The sequence below is a fragment of the Paenibacillus sp. plas6 genome (assembly GCF_057221655.1).
On the sequence record NZ_CM170151.1, the window covers coordinates 2,775,040 to 2,794,103 of the forward strand.

Genomic DNA, 19,064 nt, shown 5'->3' on the forward strand with positions numbered 1-19,064 from the left:
TTTAAATAGAAAGTGCTAATTGAATCAATTCTATCTCATGGAAAATATTAATGTGCTGACAACTGCTATTTTATCTTAAATAACCAGTATTTTTCATTTTTTCTATTTTTATATTTTAATTTAAGGTTTTCTTTACATCCGCAACAAAAATTAAATTAATTGATAATATTTTTAGTAGCACCCATGTGTGAAATACCAAATGCCGATCATTAGCTCGATATATCATAATGCAATAAAAAATGAATATAGGCGACTAAATCAGCAGATAGACGGTATACGAGAATAAGATAGCTTCTCAGCTCATGGTTGTATCTAGTTTTGGATAATGATTGAACTGCAATCGTTTCTAACATTAATAGAGAGGAAGACTAGATATGAAAAAAAATTCAAAGCGGAGATGGATGTCACTAACTGTGATTTGGTCGCTACTCATCAGTATTGTGGTAAGCGGATTGCCTCTACAGTCGCTGGCATCGGCCGAGTCCAACGGGGCTAATTCAACCGACATATTTAAAAATATGACGCTAACAGACGTCGAAGATACTGCATTATTGGATAACTTTCAAGATGTTGAGACAACTGATTGGTATTTCGATGCGGTAAACTATGTCCATAGGAAAGGGATATTTAGCGGTACGAGTAACCATATGTTTTCTCCTAATGAACCGCTGACTCGTGCTATGTACGTGACAGCACTTGGACGTATGGCTGGTATAGATGTAAGCCAATACGTTACTTCTTCCTATACTGATGTGAAGATAGGCAGCTGGTATGCGCCTTACGTCGAATGGGCAACTAAGCAAGGGATTAGCCAAGGAACCAGCACTGAAAGATTTTCTCCAGAAGCGGTGATTACAAGAGAGCAAATGGTAACGATGACGCTTCGCTTTTTTGAAAGCCATGGAATTGACTATAAATCTAGCAATGCTGATAACACGGAGCCAAATGATCTAGCTGATGTTTCCAATTGGGCAGTAGATGCAGTTGTGAAGCTTTGGCAAGCTGGATTGTTTGTAGGGGATGCAAAGGGGAATTTTAACCCTCGTGCTCAAGCTACTCGTGCTGAAGCGGCAGTATTATTTATGCGCAATGATAAGATAGTCGATGCGTGGAAGAAGCAGAGTCAAGTTACGGCAACACCTTCACCGACATCAACTGCAACAACACCAGGAGTAACAACAACACCAGCAGTAACAACAACACCAGGAGTAACAACAACACCAGCAGTAACAACAACACCAGGAGTAACAACAACACCAGGAGTAACAACAACACCAGCAGTAACAACAACATCAACTGCAGCGCCCACCCCATCGGATGAGCCGAATCAGGAAACAACTCCTCCAAGAAATACAAATAATCCTGATGATGGTGCTAATGATACTGTATATACAATTACGTTTGACACAAATGGTGGGACTACTGTTGCTGCTCAAAACGTGAAATATGATAAAACAGTTGCATTGCCAAATGAACCAACTAAGGAAGGTTATTCCTTTAATGGATGGTATACAGATAGTCAACTGACTAACGCTTACGATTTTTCAACCTCAGTTAGGTCAAGCTTTATATTATATGCGAAATGGAGTATTAATCGCTATACAGTAAGCTTTAATAGTAACCAAGGTACCCAAGTAGAAGTTCAAACGGTAGTACATGGTGCTGTAATCTCCAAGCCTATTAACCCAACTCGCTACGGTTATACATTTGGCGGATGGTACAGCGATGAGCAATTAACGCTTGAATATAATTTCGCGACACCAGTAACTAGCGGGTTAACGCTATATGCGAAGTGGGATGTAAATCGTTATTTGGTGAAATTCAATAGTAACGATGGATCGACGATTGAAGATCAAATAGTAGAATTTGGGAAATTGGCATTCGAGCCTGAAAAACCAATCCGCACAGGTTATACGTTTGCTGGCTGGTATATCGATAACGGCTTAACCAATATTTACAGTTTTAATACACCTATACAAGATTTTATTTCGTTATATGCGAAGTGGGATGTTAATCAATATACGGTGAGCTTCGAAAGTAACGGTGGAACATCTGTCCAAAATCAGACAGTTAATTACGAAGCCAAGCTTGCTGTACCTAATCAACCAACTCGCACAGGCTATACATTCGATGGCTGGTATAGCGACAGTAATTTGACAAAGATTTATAGCTTTACAACACCTGTAACGGGTGATATGACGCTGTATGCAAAATGGACGAAAAACAGTTTTAAAGTAAGCTTTAATAGTAACGATGGCTCGACGGTAGAAGCTCAAACTGTTAACTATGAGGAGTTAGTATCTGAGCCTAGCCCACCGACCCGCACAGGTTATACGTTTGGCGGTTGGTATAGTGATAGCGATTTAACAGTTATTTATGACTTTTCGACACCAGTTACTGAAGAACTTACGCTGTATGCGAAGTGGAATACAACTTACACAATTAGCTTTGACAGCGTTGGCGGATCACAAGTAGATTCTATTACGGTTGAAGAAGGAGAATTATCTACAATTCTGCCTGCACCATATAAGGAAGGCTATCTTTTCCTCGGCTGGTATCAAGACAGCGATTATTCACTTGTTTTCACACAAGGTAGTATGGTTAATTCAGACATAACATTACATGCACAATACACAGAAGAAACGCATGAATCAAAGCAAAGTATTCCGAGTTATTCCGTGCAAGATGTTGCGCCTAACTTTACTGTTGTTGTCAAGGATAAGACTGGTGCGATGACAGCTAATCAAGTCAAAGACAATATCATGTTCGAAGATAGCGGATATTCTAATTTTGATGGCATTAATGTTATAGGTGCTAATGGTACTTTTGTTGTAACGTCTGCAGCAGAAGATGGAACATTTGAGGAAGGTCATACCTATCAACTGACGTTGGAAAACGAGAATCTAAGTTTCGAAGGTCAAGATGAGACAACAACGATTTTTGTGTTTAGCATTGCTAAGCAAGAAAAACTAGATATTCCATTTAATCCGAATATGCTTTATTTACCTTTTTCAGAAATAAGCGATTTAACTATAAATGGTGAGAAGGTAAATACAGTCGCACTTCCGCTAATTTCAACGACTGTAAATGGACAAGTGACTCCTGACATTTATGATGGGGACGGAAGTTTCACCTACACAGGAAATCAACCTATCGGGGTAGGCAGTCTTGTTGCTCTTTATGAAGGGATTCATCCTGACTTACGAACGATCAATACATCGGATGAAGACAATGGCAGTATAGCTTATATCCAAATCACCAATATTGAGAATAACACTTATCATTATTCGCGTGCTGAGATGAAGGATGTGCTATTTAAGCCAGATGTGCTTCCAGTGAACATTGCAGAGGATACAGATGGTCAGCGTGACAATTACGCAATAACGGTTGAGCAAAGCGTAATGAACTTTAGCGATGAGAAATATGCTCCTTTGGGCTTAAATGAACTGACTACAATCGACGTTGGAGATTTTATCGCGTTCTATGATGAACAAATCGAAAATCCTGACAAACGATTTATCGGTTACGTACAAATTATATCGGTCGAACAAGCGGCTGATATGATTACGATCACCTATGAAGATGCTACAGAAGATGATATCATTCATTTCTTTGATAGCTATCAAAAAGAAAGTATTGACGGAATGTCGATGTTGTCGGATGAAGATATAGCGAAGCTTGAGGAGCAACTCGAGACTCAAGCTTTAGAAAGCGGCTTTGTTGATGAAGCGGCAGATTATTTGTCCGGTTTAGCAATTCAGACCAATACGTTTAAAACTCAAGCAGCAGCGTTAGGGGCAACAGCTGCAGCGTTAGATCGCCAAAAATTTAGAGTAAGAAATTTGACTGTGCTTGCAAACGTTGGGACATCCCTGAAAAATATTAAGTATAGAGATGGTGTAAGTGTTACGTTGCAAGTAGGTGCCGATATTATCATTTCTGTTACTAAAGAAACCGATATGATTATCCATATGACGGCTACATTTACTGAAGAGCTTTCTTTGGATGTTAGCGTTGATGGTTCATCAGAATGGGTAAGTACGACAGTTGATTTATATGTAGTAGAAATACCATTTATAGAACTTGAATATACCGTAACTGCAAATGTCGATGCTTTTACGTATACTGGTCTTAACATTACAGCGGAGATTACAACTGTTGAGCATAGTAAGCTAGAAGACGCATTAAATTGGTTGTCTGGTAAAGATGTCATTGTACCTTTGACGCTTATTAATATTGAGGTCGAATTAATTGAAATTCTTAAAGGTATGAAAGATAACGCAGCAGATACTGATGCAATCAAAAAACGTTATCAGGATATGCTTAGCAATGAGACAGAATGGACGACGCTCGTTAAGAAAAATATTACAAAGAAAAGTTATTATCTATTTAGCTTCTTAATCGAAGTCAGAGTTGAAGCAGATTTCGTTGTTAAAGCTAATGTGAACTTAACAGTAGGACTAGACTTTAGATATAAAACTGCAAAACGTTACTATTTAACGATGAAAGTAACTGAATTAGAGGGTAAAAGCGGTTCGATGTCATTAGCAGGCGATGGCGATATGCAGTTTACTTTCTATGTCATGGGCACACTTGGACTTCGTGCAGGGATAGAGCTCAGTGTTAAAGCAGGTTTAGGTTCAGTGGACCTGGCAAATGTCGGGGCTTTGGCGGAACCTGGTGCTTATGTTCAATTATGGGGATATTTTTACTATCATTATCAAGTTGATGGCACAAGAACGGTTAGTAATTCGAGCGGTTCATTATATTTCGAAGCGGGTATTTATTTAGATATTAACTTAAATATGAGTGCGATCAAAGATACGTTTGAAAAATCGATACCGTTGTATGTGAAAACATGGCCGCTTTTCCAAAGAGGTTCGCAAACCGCCGTGTTAGATTTTAACTATCCTAAGGAGCACGCTTACGAATTATTTTTTGCAGGAAAAGCAGCATCGCTCGATCTACCAGATTCGTTGTTTACGATGGAAGTTATGGATTTGAAAACTGGGGAAAGTAAAACTTCTGTCTATAATCCGACATCCTTCGAGGTGAAGGTCGATAATCCGAATTTCAGCGTTAACGTATATTCGCGAAAAATAGAAGTGCAAAATAGAAACCTTCCAATCATTAAGGGTAATTTGGTTATAACATGGAAGCAAAGTAAACTATCGTATTCGTCACAGCCGCTTTCTCGCAGCATTCCATTAGTTTGGGTGCAAAGAGACGGTGACTTTACGCTTCAGTTGCATCCAGAGAATGGTCAGCTGACCCAAGTAATTGTTGCTCCATATAACGCAGCAATTAATCCAACAATACCTGCTAAGCCAGGCTATACTTTTGCTGGTTGGTATACAGAAGCAACTGGCGGTGAAGAGGTGAATCTTCCTAGCACGATGCCAGCTGGAGATTCTGAACTGTATGCGCATTGGCTTCCAAATACCGATACGCCGTATACGGTTGAACATTATTGGATTGATCCGAATACTGGTACATCAGATACGCCTGTGATAACCGAACATCTTACTGGGACAACAGACTCTGAAATTCGCATCGTTTCAAATATTTTCGAGCAAGATGGTTATGCAGAGGGCAGAGTAAATGGTGTGGTTATTAAGGGAGATGGCTCAACGGTTGCAAAAATTTATTATTATCCAGGATATAGCACAATTAACTTTGACTATAACTACCCGTTAGCGCCAAGCAGCAGCATTACAGAACAGTTTGGCAAAAATATCGAGCGAAATATCCCCGTTCCAACGAGAAAAGGTTATCTCTTTGTTGGTTGGTCACCTGAAGTGCCGAGCAGAATGCCAAAATCAGATACTCCGATTACCTACACAGCTCAGTGGGCTCCAGCTAGTGATACGCCATATCAAGTGGCATACTTGCTGCAAAATATCGGAAGTAATAGCTATACAGTTGCTAACACAGAAACTTATCGTGGTACGACCAATGCTGAGGCAAATTTACAGGGGATTAAAACGAGAAGCTATGAAGGTTATACGCTAGATACTTCAGTTCTTGGCACGGTTGTCGCTGCGCCAATTGCAGGTGACGGTTCTACTGCGCTGAAGCTATATTATAAGCGCAATCTATATGAATTGAGCATTAATTACAATGGTGCTGATACGGCTTCACAAAATGTTAAAGTACAAGTTCCGTATGGTGCGAAGACTCACATTTATTTAGGAGAGCCAACAAAACAAGGATACGAGTTTACTGGATGGTCTTCATTAACTCCAGATTTTACAGAAATTCCACAAACGATGCCGGCAAAAAATTTAGAAGTTTCGGCACAGTGGAAGATTAACGAATATACAGTAAGCTTTGAGCTTAATGGCGGAGTGGGTGAAGCTGAAGATCAGAAAGTTAATTATGGTGAAAAAGTTAGTTCGCCGCAAGAACCAACAAAAACCGATTACCAATTTGATGGTTGGTATAGCGACAGCGAATTGAATAATAAGTTTGATTTTAATACAGAAGTGACAAGCGACATGAGGCTCTATGCGAAGTGGTTGAAGCTCTACACAATTAGCTTTAATAGCAATGGTGGTTCTCCAGTAGGTGATTTGAAGGTTGCCGAAGGACAATTTGCAAGTGCGCCAGAGGCTCCTACACGTGAAGGTTTTGTATTTAGCGGATGGTATAGCGATGAACAATTGACTCATGACTATGAATTCGCAACTACAACCGTGACGAAAAACTTCACCCTTTATGCGAAGTGGATAGCTGAGACCAAAAATAGTTACACAGTAAGCTTTAACAGCAACGGTGGAAGTGAAGTGTTTGAGCAGATCATTGAAGAAGGAGGCGTAGCTGCCGAACCTGCTGTTACGAGAGAAGGCTATAACTTCCTCGGATGGTATAGTGATGAGCAGTTAGAAAATCGCTTTAGCTTTACAACGAAGGTAATGAATAATCTGCAGCTGTATGCAAAATGGGAGATTAAACAATATACGATTACGTTTAACAGCAACGAAGGTTCGGCTGTAGATCAACAAATTGTTACTCATGGACAGTCTGCAACGGAGCCAGATGCACCTACTCGAAGCGGATATAAGTTCGTCGGCTGGTATAGTAATAGCAGCTTAACGAACTCATATGATTTTGCAGCTGAAGTAACAAATAACTTGACATTGTATGCGAAGTGGATACAAGTATACACGGTTACTTTCATTACCAATGGAGGTTCAGAAGTAGAAAGCCAAACAGTAGAGTATAACGAATATGCGCTAGAACCAACATCGCAAAAAGATGGATATACGTTGGAGGGCTGGTACATTGACAGTGAGTTAACGGAAGCATTTAACTTTACAACGACCCGAGTTACACAAAACATGACGTTATATGCGAAGTGGAGGTTAGCTAGCTTAACGGTTAGCTTCGACAGTAATGAGGGCTCGCCAGTCGATAGTCAGTTCATCAATCCGGGAAAAAAAGTGACGCGTCCTGCTCAGCCGTTCCGAGACGGTTATTCGTTTGAAGGCTGGTATACGAGTGATGGTAATCTCTATGACTTTAACCAAGTTGTAACGGAGGATATGACATTATATGCGATGTGGACATTGTCACCATGGCGTGTTGTCGGTGAGCCATTCACATATTTGTATGATATGTCTTATACGGAACTGTTAGTCGATAGCGAAGGGAATCTAAACTTCTATCTTAGTACTTATCCTTTACATGGATTTTGGAAGTATGCGGATAATGCCTGGACAAAGATCGATGATACTGGCGTAAATGCTTACCTATCTCATCTAGCTATTGATAACAACGATAATATTTACCTTTCGTATTCGGATATGGGGAATGGTGCAACATTAGCTATTGTGAAGTATGACGGTACTGGCGTAGAGCCTATACTGGGGGCAGATTATTCAGGACAAAATGCAATATTAAAGACTGATGATAGCGGTAATTTATATGTGATTTTCGATAAATTTGAAGATCAAGCGCTAAAAGTCTTAAAATATGATGGAAATACATGGTCTGATATTGGCGACAACTGGGGCAGAAAATATAATGCAGCCTATATAGATGCAGCCATAGATGGAGATGGGAATCTATATGTACTCGCAACTCAAAGAACTAACGAAAGTACTTATACAGCAGACCTTGAATTATTAAAATACGAGGATGGTGTTTGGAGTTCTATTGGCGAGTTCTCGACCAACAAAACTGGAAATGGTTCTGAATCAATGGAGATCGCTCCAGATGGCACAATATATGTCTCATTCATTAGTGACTCCATTCTGACTGTGAAGAAACTGTCAGGCACGACTTGGGAAACTGTAGGTAATGCAGCATTTCAAACAAAGGCTGGCTCCACAAGTGACATCATTATTGACAGTAACAATATTCCATATGTTATTTATAACGATGCGACGAAAGACAATAAACTTACTGTTCAAAGATTTGCAGGATCTTGGACTCCACTTGGAAATCCTGGATTCTCGACAGCCACCGATTGGTTGAGAAGAATGACTATCGACGATAACGACAATATTTATGTCATCTTCTACGATTATAATGAACAGTGGATAAAAGTGATGAAGTACGATCCAGATTTTAATTAGAGTAATGATTGAGTGTCAAAATTGAACGAGATGGAATAATAGAAATGCCCCCTTTTAGCAGAGCAATAATCTTCTGCGAAAGGGGGCGTTTTAATTTATACTGATTGCTTTTTTAAATCGCGAAATTGCTTAGGCGAGCACTGATGATACTTTTTAAATAACGTATGAAATTGTCCTGAGGAAGGAATTCCGACCTGCTCACCAATTTGCAATATTGTGAGATCGGTTGTAAGTAATAATCGTTCAGCATGTTTAATTCTGCGATAGTTAACATAATTAATAAAGCTCATGCCTAGCTGTTTGCTGAATAGTTTACTGCAGTAATCGTAGCTGAAGTTTAAGATTTTACTAATATCCTCAATTTTTATTTTATGCTGTAAATGATTTTCAATATAAAGCAATGCTGGCTGTAGCTTTTCTAAATAAACCAGCGAAGTTTCTGAACTCGACTCTAGTGCTTGCTGAGTGGAAATGATGTTCCATAGCAGTAAGCGAATTCCTCCGCTTAATGCAAGACTGTATCCTGGTTTACTTTGCTCAATCTCATCATAAAGCTGCTTAATAATAGGAAGAATTAGCTCATAATTTAAATAGGGTGAAATACGGCTTAATGGTTGGGTTTGATTTAAGAATAGATTTAGAAACATAATATTGCTCGGATCAAAATAGATATTCGGATCAAATTGCAAAACTAAGTATGTTAGCTTTTGTTGATAAGGTTTTATACAACGATGCGGCTCAAGACTGCCGAGAATACAAGCTTGATTACTGTGCAAGGTATAAGTATTATCAATCGTTTCAAGTTGCACATAGCCTTCTAACACGACCAGCAACTCCACCTCTTTATGCACATGCCAATCCCCTGTATGCGGAAGATTATGTTGAAGATACTTTTTTTCGTACATTTGAATGCGTAAGTAGGTATCAAGATAAGTAACAATTTCATGTAAAGCAGTCTCAGTAGTCTTCATAATAGGAGCGCTCCTTGCGTAGCGATAATATGACGAAATCGAGAGTATTTTATTCGGGATACAGCCTGTTTAATAGGCTCCACTCTCTTCTATACTTATCGTAAACGACGTAGAGGAGATGCACAAGAGATGAAGCATTTAGAACATAATCATGATGTGAGATTGCCGCAATGGGGACCGTTCTCCAAGAAATATACAGGAATATCCCATATCGCACATCCCAAAAAAGGGATTCGCTATGATTTAAGTGTGGTGCCAGGTTTTTATCGTCGCAAAATCGATGTTCCTTCTGTATTGTGGGAGTCTGGGTACCATCCTTGGGAAGCATCACCAAATTTAGAGTACTATGCTTTTCGCCATGAGCTGGAATGGAAAGACAAGCTTATTGCAGACATATCTTACAGTGAGATTTCAAACCAAGCTAGATTAATTCGTTGTCATTTTCAAAATAATACGGAAGCGGAGCAAAATGTAACGCTGCAATTGATTTCTTCCATTCATTATCCTCAAATCGGCAATCACAAGTCATTGCTTAAAATATGCGAGTTTACTGGTCCGCAGCAAAGTGATTTTTTAGATGCATTGCAATATAAAGAGTTAGCGTATACCAATTCAAGACCTTCAGATAATTTAGTTTATGATGGACTACTAAGAGGAGAACAGAGAGAACATGGGGCTACCTTTGGTTCAGTGATTGGTAAAGGTTTTGGCTCAACTTGCGGAGATAAGGTAGCTTATAACTGGAAAATTAACCATAGCTATGTTGATGCGACACTAATAATTCGCTATAAAGCTTTGAATACAGCAAGTATTCAACTCAATTTCAATAACTCTATCATAGAAGTGCTAACGTTAAATGCTTCAGGCGATGAATTTGCTAGTTTTGCATTAAACATTGGCAAGCTGGATAACCCCTCACTTTCATTAACGATAACCTCATTACAGGATGCTGCTTTTATGCTCGACAGTTTTGTAATCGCAGAAAATGATGAAATTGAACAAGTCGAATATAAAGAACTTCCATTTCAGTTTGAGCCAATAATTGAACAAGGACCTGTCAGACAAAGTGTAATCTTAAAATATGAAGATGCAGAGGACTATTACGGAATTGTATGGTCTTATGAGCATTATGATTTTCGCGAATATATTTCCGCAGAGTTGGACATAACTTTACGTTTTCGAGTAAATCATCACGGAGAGCCTAAATTTATTGGTAACGGGGAAGGGCATTATTACGATGTCATGTTAAAGCCTATTCCAATTGCACCGTTAAGTGAAAAGAAAGTATATGCTGCAGTAGTAAATGGTTCAAGGGAGCAAGTTAATAGTTTTCTAGAGCAATTTAGTTTAACTCCTAAGGCGTGTGAAAAAGTGTATGAAGCAGCAAAAGGTAAGCTTATTCCATTCGCAGCTTCTACATCAGGCTTAACTTATCGACTAGGACAGCAATTGATGCAAGCGACGTTAATGACCAATATTGTTTATCCTGTATATATTCAAAGAGATTATATTCGTCATTATACGCCGGGCAAGTGGTGGGATTCCTTATATACTTGGGATGCAGGCTTTATTGGCTTAGGTTTGCTTGAGCTTGATGTTGATAAGGCAATCGAAGTGCTTAACACCTATGTCACTGATCCAGGCAATGAGCATGCTGCCTACATTCATCATGGCAGTCCTGTTCCTGTGCAGCATTATTTATATTTAGAAATATGGAATCGAACACAAAATAAAGAGATGCTTAGCTTTTTCTATGAACGATTAAAGCAATATTATTTATTCCAAAGCGGACAGTTAGGCTCATCAACCTTTAATAAATTTAAATCAAATTTATTAACGAGCTGGGATTATTTCTATAATAGCGGTGGTTGGGATGACTATGCCCCGCAAGTATATGTTCATGCCGAGCAGCTAGGGGGAAGAACATCACCTGCCTCTGTTACAGCTCATGTAATTCGCATTGCAAAAATATTAAAAATGGCAGCGATCGAGCTGGAACAACAAGAGGATGTGTCATTGTACCAGCAAAATATTGAGATGTTTACACGTGCTTTAGAGGAATATTCATGGGATGAAACTTCAGGATATTACAGCTATGTTGTACACGATGAATTAGGCAATCCTAGCTATCAGTTAAAGCATGAATCAGGAGAAAACTACAATCAAGGCTTTGATGGGATTTATCCATTAGTTGCGGGAATATGCGATGAGGAAAAAGAAGTTATTCTTCTTGAACATATGATGAGTGAACAGGAAATTCGCAGTCCAATCGGCTTAACAGCGATTAGTCAAAAGGCTCCTTATTACCGGATTGATGGTTATTGGAATGGAGCAGTATGGTTCTCTCATCAATGGTTTTTCTGGAAGACATTGCTTTCCTTGGGCAGAGGCGATGAAGCATTTTTAATCGCGCAAACTGCGCTAGATTTGTGGAAAAAAGAAACGGAGCTCTCCTATAACTGTATGGAGCATTTTATTATTGCTTCTGGTCGCGGAGCGGGTTGGCATCAATTTGGTGCTTTGTCTGCCCCAGTACTAAATTGGTTTAAGAGTTACTATGTACCAGGGACAATTACAACTGGCTACGATGTGTGGGTGACAGAGCAAACATTCAGTGAAAATCACGATCATCTTCAACTATGTTATAACTATTATAATGACAAAACTAGCGGCACTTATCTCTTTATCATTCATATGGCAGAAGGGCATACTTATCAAGTGGTATTGAACGGTGAAGCCATTGAAGCTAAAGAAAGACATAGCGGATTATTGGAAGTTTCGATTCCATGCGTAATTACTGAAGGGAAATTAGAGATTAAATGTCTCAAATAAGATGATTTTATGTAATAAAATCTAACATATAATTCAAATAACAAGTCAATCTAACAAGTTGACTTGTTATTTTTTTATGTTTTTAAAGTAAAATCAAAAAAACACAAGGTTTATTCGTTAAAACCATGTTAGATTTTATAACGTTTAATTATAATTGAGCTATCAAACGGAAAGTAAAACTTGCATTCACAGAGAAAACAGAAGGTTGGTGATGAACTTGGAGGCAACAAAAGCTATTCGTGTTAAGGCAAAAGCTAGTGTGAAGGCAGAAGAGGAAGTAAAGAAAAAGTCCCATTTTGTTAAGCATTGGGAAATTTACTCAATGGTTATACCCGGTGTATTGTTCTTTATCGTTTTTAAGTATGTACCAATGCTAGGTTCGATTATTGCTTTCCAAGATTATAACGTTTTTCAGGGGTTCCTTGGAAGTAAATTTGTAGGATTTAAGCATTTTGAGAATTTGTTTGCTTATCCTGAGTTTTATCGAATGTTCAAAAATACTATGCTGATTAGTTTTTATCAACTGATTGTAGGTTTTCCGGCACCATTAATTCTTGCTTTATTACTAAATGAGGTATTGAAAAATAAAGTTAAACGTGTCATTCAAACGATCGTTTATTTACCTCACTTCTTATCATGGGTTATTGTTGGCGGTTTGATTATTAACATGCTATCGCCAAGCTCTGGTATTGTAAATGCGATTCTTGCAAAGTTTGGAATAGAGCCAATCTTCTTTATGCAAGAGCCGTCCTATTTCCGCAGTATTGTCGTATCATCAGGTGTTTGGAAGGAAATCGGCTGGGGGACTATCGTATATTTGGCAGCTTTAGCAGGGATTAATCCAGATTTATATGAGTCAGCACAAATTGATGGTGCAGGCAAGTTTAGACAAGCGATCAGTATCACTCTCCCAAGTTTATTGCCAACGATTATGGTGCTCCTATTACTGAAAATTGGTAGCATGCTAGATTTGGGATTTGAGCATATTTATATTCTGTTAAATCCGTTAGTGCTTGAAACTGGTGAAATTTTAGATACTTATATTTACCGTGTAGGTTTATTAGGCGGTCAATATAGCTATACAACGGCAATTGGATTATTCAAAGCAGTCATTGGCTTAGTGTTAGTTGTTGGGGCAAATACGATTAGTAAAAAAACAACAGGAAATTCAATCTACTAAGTCTATTAATGCAGGAGAGGAGGGGCTTAAATGAAAATTAAAGTGAGTTTAGAGCGAAAAATCTTTAACGTCTTTAACTATACGATTTTATTTCTGGTTGCAGCCTCAATGATCTTCCCATTTTTGAATATTATTGCAGGTTCCTTTAGTGGTGGCAGTGCGATATTAGCGAATAAAGTTACGATTTTTCCAGTGGATTTTACATTGGAAAATTATATAGGCGTCTTTACCAACAAAGGGATATGGAGAGCATTCGGTATTTCAGTCTTTGTCACTATATTAGGGACAGTAGTTAGTTTGTTCTTCACTTCAATGATGGCATATGGCTTATCTCGTCAAGAATTAAAGGGACGCGGAATTATTTTGAAACTGGTTGTATTTACACTAATATTTCAAATTCCAGTTATCCCAAGCTTCCTTGTTATTAAAGAGCTAGGCCTAATTAACACATTATGGTCATTAATTATTCCATCAGCCATTAGCGCTTATAACTTAATTATTATGGTCTCATTCTTCAGAAATTTAGAGCCAGAAATTCTCGAAGCAGCAAGAATAGATGGATGTCGTGAATACGCCGTATTTTGGAAAATGGTATTGCCTTTATCTAAAGCTTCACTAAGTACGATTGGCTTGTTTTACGCAGTGAGTCTTTGGAATGGATACTATAACGCGATTATGTACATTCGCGATAGCAATCTATACACCTTACAAGTTAAGTTAAGACAATTGCTTGAAGGTGGAGACGTTGAGGAAATGATGCAGCGTGCAGCCTTCTCTATGCAATCAATGGAAGGGGTCAGAATGGCGACGATTATTTTCTCTACACTACCAATCTTGTTGATTTACCCGTTTATTCAACGCTACTTTGAAAAAGGTTCAATGATCGGGTCCGTCAAAGGATAAATAAAAAAAGAAGAATAGGAGATGAGAGTATGGAGAGATTTAAAAGTACAAAGCTAATGTTAGTTTCTGCAGTGATGTTAGGATTATTAAGTGCTTGCGGTAATGGTAATGATGCTGGAACTTCTTCTAGTTCGGGAAGTGGTGAAGCGTCTGAAGTAAAGCCTGTTTCTTTTACAGTTGCTAAAAGTACATCCGGCTATCCTTACATTGAGGGACAATCAGACATTAATGAAGATAAATATATGAAAAAGCTAGAGGAACTAACAGGTGTTGATCTAGATGTAGAACTGCTTCCTCACTCCGAATTCGAGCAAAAACTCCAACTAATGTTTGCAAGTGGCGATTTGCCAGATTTAATTGAAACGAATGGGATTAATAGCTCAAGTATTAGCGCTGCTGTAGATGCAGGGGTCATTATTCCGTTAAATGATTTAATTGATCAATATGCACCAAATATGAAAAAGGCTTTATCTGAGGAAGAATGGAAATACGGAACCATCAGTAAGGATGGAGTGATTTACGGAATACCGACATTAGAGGCTGCTCCACACGGCGTAAATGCTTTCGTTCGCAAAGATTGGTTAGATAAACTAGGCTTAGAAGCTCCAACAACATTAGATGAATTTGTTGAAATGCTAAAAGCTTTCCGCGACCAAGATCCAAACGGTAATGGTAAACAAGATGAAATTCCTTTCTCTGGTCGTGAAAACTTTAAATCTAGCGATATTTTCTTTGGTGCTTACGGTGTAAACCCAGAAGCGTGGACATTTACAAATGGTGAGCTAGTGCCTAACTTTACGTTACCTGCTATGAAAGATGCTTTAGCTTTCTATAAAATGCTCTATGATGAAAAACTATTTGATAATGAATCTTTTGTGCAACAAGGCAAAGACTGGGATTCTAAAATTCGCGGACAAGGTGTAGTAGGTTTCTGGCAACATTCTAGTACTGAGGCTCAATTATGGGATACTGAAGTTAAAGCAAATAATCCAGGTGCATCTGTTATTCCGATTGCTGCTCCAGTTGGTCCAGAAGGTTATAGCGGTGGAGTAGTTCGTTCTAGAATTGCCAACAATACTTGGGTTATTACAAAAAATGCTGAAAATCCAGAAGCAATTATTAAATTCCTAGATTTCTTCTTTACTGAAGAAGGTTTAGAATTTACAACTTACGGTATTGAAGGTGAAACTTATACAAAAGCTGATGGGAAATACGACTATAAATACCCTGAATCTTCAAGCGAAATTGAGGAAGAAATGGCAAGACAAGATTGGTACAAATTCACTGGTCCTTCATACTTAGATAACGAAGAGTATATGAACAATAAACCGGATAATGAGCTTATCGTTGCTGGACTTGAAATTGCTAAACAAGAGGGTATTGTTAATGACGGTGCTGGGATGCCAGTAATGCCAACATTAAGCTCCAGACCTGAGCTAGAGTATAAAGGACTATGGATGGAGTATGCAGCAAAAGTTATTACAGGCAAAGAAAGTGTTGATACTTTTGATGACTTTGTTGCAGATTGGAAAGCACGCGGTGGTGCTGATCTTATTAAAGAAGCTACTGAATGGTACAATTCTACGCATTAATTATAGAGATAGAGGATATTATTCCATACGGAATAATATCCTTCCTCTTTTTATTGCACTTATATACTAAACGTAAAGAGGAAATATTATGGGCAACAATATGAATGGCATGATATTTAAACTGCGAGGATTATATTTAGCGATTGGTTTAGCTGGCGGTGTAATGGCACCTTATTTAGCTTCTATGTTTATGAATCATGGGATTACAGGAGCGCAAATTGGGCTTATTATGGCTGTAGGGAAAATCGCCTCGATGATTATACAGCCTTTTTGGGGAATGCTGGTAGACAAATCAGGGAAAACAAAGCTTGTTTTACTGTTAAGCCTAGGTGTCCCTGCAATGCTTGCATATTTTTATAATTTGCCTTGGTTTACGGCAATTATTATCGTTTACACCCTTTCAACCGTTTTTCAAGCCACACAATCTCCAATTTCTGATTCTTATGCGGTGCATGCTGCGAAAATGGCAAATAAGAGCTATGGCTCAATAAGATGCTTAGGCAGCTTGGGCAATGCATTAGGCTCATATATTGGCGGTCTATATGTACAGATCTTTTCATTATCGACATTGTGGATACCATTTATGCTGCTTAATAGCTTAGGTTTACTGGCCATTGTAACGTTGCCGCCAAACACAGAAAGAAAAGCAAAGGCAGGTTCCTTTAAGAAAGGATTAAAACAATTATTTACGAATAAAATGTTTGTCTTTTTTTTAATTGGGGCATTTTTAATTAACCAAACATTAACAGCCTTTAATACGTATTTTGTAGTAGCCTTTGAAGATATAGGCGGCTCATATGCATTATCAGGCATAGCGTTGCTATTGGCATCATTAACAAATATTCCGTCCATGCTAGTCGCTTCAAATTTAATTAAAAAGTACGGATTGCAGATGATGCTGCTCGTTGCCGCGGCTGCCTACATTTTGCGCTGGGTTATTCAATGGATATTCCCTATCCCAATGGTAGTTGTTGGCGTACAAGTGTTGCATGGTTTATCGTTTGGTTTCTTCTATGTAGCTGCAGTAGAATATGTAGCAGAAGTGTCAGGACCTACAATGAAAGCGACTGGACAAAGTGTATTTACAATGATCTTTAGCGGACTAGGAGGCATTGTAGGGAATCTGTTAAATGGTTATCTGTTAGATTTTGGCGGCCCAAGTTATATGTATGCGGCTTGCAGCTTAAGCGCGATTATTGGCACTGTATTTTTATCTTTAGTTGTATTAGAAAAATGGAAAAGTAAGGCTAAGGAAGCAAATGGAACTGTAAAGTTATCGGTATAATGTTGTAATTAATTGGAGTAAAAACTGAATTTTAGCAGGGTATACCATTGAAAATGATGTACCCTGCTTTTTTATTTATCATTAAAGACGAATGTTTATTAATATTTTTTCTAAAATGTACGTAAATAATAAAAAAATTATCTAAAAATAACGTTGAAAGTGGTTATTTTGTAAAAAATACATTGTAAATGTGAACGTTGTTCTATAATATTGTTCAAAATAAACAAAACTAAATTGTTTATTTTGTGATGAATTGGAAACGGAGGAAATGATATGTTACACAAAATTAAGAACAGGCAACTTCCTCGATTTAAGTTTCGAGCTAATTCGGCAGCGAAATTCATGATGCTGTCAGTTAGTTTATTGATGCTGTTAATTGCGGGATGCAGCCAACAAAATGAAAAGCTAAAAACAGAATCACCAGAAAATGAGGTTGAACTGAAATTCATTTGGTGGGGGAATGATGCGCGTAAGGACATTACTGAGCAAGTCATCGCCTTATATGAATCTCAAAATCCTCATGTAACGATTCAAACTGAAGTGGTGTCTGGTACAGAACAAATGGCTAAGAAGCTGGCAATTTATACAGCAAGGCAAGAAATGCCGGATATTATTCAGGCTGATTACAATTTTGTATTTAACTATATAAAACGAGATTTACTTGAACCATATGATGGTTATGTAGGGGAAGAGCTCCAGCTTTCTAATATTGATGCTAAATATTTAGAATCTGCATACTGGCAGGATAAGCTCTATGCCATTCCGATGGGAGTTAACTCTCAGGCTTTTGCTTATAATGAGGATTATTTTAAAAAGGCGGGAGTAGCTGTTCCTGAAGGCAGTTATTCATTGGACGAATTTGATCAGATGCTAAAAAAACTAAAGGAAGCATCTACAAGAGAGGATTTTTATCCGCTTGGTAATATGATTGATATGATCTATTTTTTTAGAGCGTACGGTGCCTCGATATATAACCAAGCTGGTGATGGATTAGGCTTTGAAGATGATAGCATAATGAGTACTTATTTAAACTTGCAAAAAAAGTGGATGGATGAAGGGATATTACGTCCTGATTTATCAACAGCGAGCGTAAATGATCAGCATCCGTTAATTACAGGTGAAACAGCGATCTATTCTGTTTCGACGAATAATGTAGCTTCACTAAATAAACTTACAAATGATCATATTAAATTATTAAATTATCCAACAATTAAAGAGGGAGAGATCGGAAATTATATTAAACCTTCAATGTTTTTAACGGTATCTTCCTACTCTAAGCATAAGCAAGAAGCAGTGAAGTTTGTTAACTATTTGACAAACAGTATTGAAGCAAATGAAATTCTAAACGGAGAACGCGGCGTACCGATTTCAAGTGCTGTAAGTGAGCATTTGCTTAGTAAATTGGATGATTCAAGTGCCTTGCAATACGATTATATTAATCAGTTATTAAGTAATTCTAAACCAATCGATCCGCCAAACCCTACAAATCATGTTGTAGTCAATCAAGCTTATGAGAATATACGAAATAACGTATTAGCAGGAAAGATAACGCCTGATGAAGGGGCAAAGCAATATCGTGAGCAAGCGACATCATACTTATCGAACAAGTAGAGTGGTTAAATATGAGATTACTTAATAAAGCTACCATTAAGATGAAATTAGGGTTAGGTTTTGGTATTTTAATCTTTATGCTTTTGCTCGTTTCGCTTATAATATTAACCA

8 protein-coding genes are annotated in these 19,064 nt (G+C 38.0%); 7 read left to right on the forward strand and 1 reads right to left on the reverse strand.

Translation table 11 applies throughout. The annotated features are described in order from the left end of the window. Positions 1-374 precede the first annotated feature (374 nt). Positions 375-8,579 (forward strand): InlB B-repeat-containing protein, encoded by an 8,205-nt coding sequence (locus AC2TDL_RS12530; RefSeq protein ID WP_484696434.1) that lies wholly within the window; start codon positions 375-377, stop codon positions 8,577-8,579. A gap of 95 nt (positions 8,580-8,674) precedes the next feature. Here the strand turns inward: AC2TDL_RS12530 and AC2TDL_RS12535 are convergent, their stop codons facing one another. After that, on the reverse strand, positions 8,675-9,550 hold the full coding sequence (locus AC2TDL_RS12535; protein ID WP_484696435.1) for an AraC family transcriptional regulator: 876 nt from the start codon (positions 9,548-9,550) through the stop codon (positions 8,675-8,677). 129 nt (positions 9,551-9,679) lie between these two features. Between AC2TDL_RS12535 and AC2TDL_RS12540 the strand changes: the two genes are divergently transcribed. The 6 genes from AC2TDL_RS12540 (at position 9,680) to AC2TDL_RS12565 (ending at position 18,953) form a co-directional block, all read left to right on the forward strand. Then, positions 9,680-12,382 (forward strand): MGH1-like glycoside hydrolase domain-containing protein, encoded by a 2,703-nt coding sequence (locus AC2TDL_RS12540; RefSeq protein WP_484696436.1) that lies wholly within the window; start codon positions 9,680-9,682, stop codon positions 12,380-12,382. Between the two features lie 211 nt (positions 12,383-12,593). Then, a complete protein-coding gene (locus AC2TDL_RS12545) occupies positions 12,594-13,562 on the forward strand; it encodes an ABC transporter permease (RefSeq protein ID WP_484696437.1) in 969 nt (322 codons plus the stop codon). Between the two features lie 30 nt (positions 13,563-13,592). Then, the gene (locus AC2TDL_RS12550; protein ID WP_484696438.1) at positions 13,593-14,465 is read left to right on the forward strand and encodes a carbohydrate ABC transporter permease; all 873 of its coding nucleotides are present in this window, start codon (positions 13,593-13,595) and stop codon (positions 14,463-14,465) included. A gap of 29 nt (positions 14,466-14,494) precedes the next feature. Beyond that, positions 14,495-16,057, forward strand: a complete 1,563-nt coding sequence (locus AC2TDL_RS12555; protein WP_484696439.1) for an extracellular solute-binding protein — start codon at positions 14,495-14,497, stop codon at positions 16,055-16,057. A gap of 88 nt (positions 16,058-16,145) precedes the next feature. Then, the gene (locus AC2TDL_RS12560; protein ID WP_484696440.1) at positions 16,146-17,342 is read left to right on the forward strand and encodes an MFS transporter; all 1,197 of its coding nucleotides are present in this window, start codon (positions 16,146-16,148) and stop codon (positions 17,340-17,342) included. A gap of 273 nt (positions 17,343-17,615) precedes the next feature. Then, positions 17,616-18,953: an ABC transporter substrate-binding protein gene (locus AC2TDL_RS12565; RefSeq protein WP_484696441.1), complete on the forward strand. Its 1,338-nt coding sequence runs from the start codon at positions 17,616-17,618 to the stop codon at positions 18,951-18,953. Positions 18,954-19,064 lie beyond the last annotated feature (111 nt).

Bases quoted from the DNA above. Each gene is read 5' to 3' on its own strand.
- AC2TDL_RS12530 (WP_484696434.1), top strand. From the start codon at position 375: ATGAAAAAAAATTCAAAGCGGAGATGGATGTCACTAACTGTGATTTGG.
- AC2TDL_RS12535 (WP_484696435.1), bottom strand. From the start codon at position 9,550: ATGAAGACTACTGAGACTGCTTTACATGAAATTGTTACTTATCTTGAT.
- AC2TDL_RS12540 (WP_484696436.1), top strand. From the start codon at position 9,680: ATGAAGCATTTAGAACATAATCATGATGTGAGATTGCCGCAATGGGGA.
- AC2TDL_RS12545 (WP_484696437.1), top strand. From the start codon at position 12,594: ATGAACTTGGAGGCAACAAAAGCTATTCGTGTTAAGGCAAAAGCTAGT.
- AC2TDL_RS12550 (WP_484696438.1), top strand. From the start codon at position 13,593: ATGAAAATTAAAGTGAGTTTAGAGCGAAAAATCTTTAACGTCTTTAAC.
- AC2TDL_RS12555 (WP_484696439.1), top strand. From the start codon at position 14,495: ATGGAGAGATTTAAAAGTACAAAGCTAATGTTAGTTTCTGCAGTGATG.
- AC2TDL_RS12560 (WP_484696440.1), top strand. From the start codon at position 16,146: ATGGGCAACAATATGAATGGCATGATATTTAAACTGCGAGGATTATAT.
- AC2TDL_RS12565 (WP_484696441.1), top strand. From the start codon at position 17,616: ATGTTACACAAAATTAAGAACAGGCAACTTCCTCGATTTAAGTTTCGA.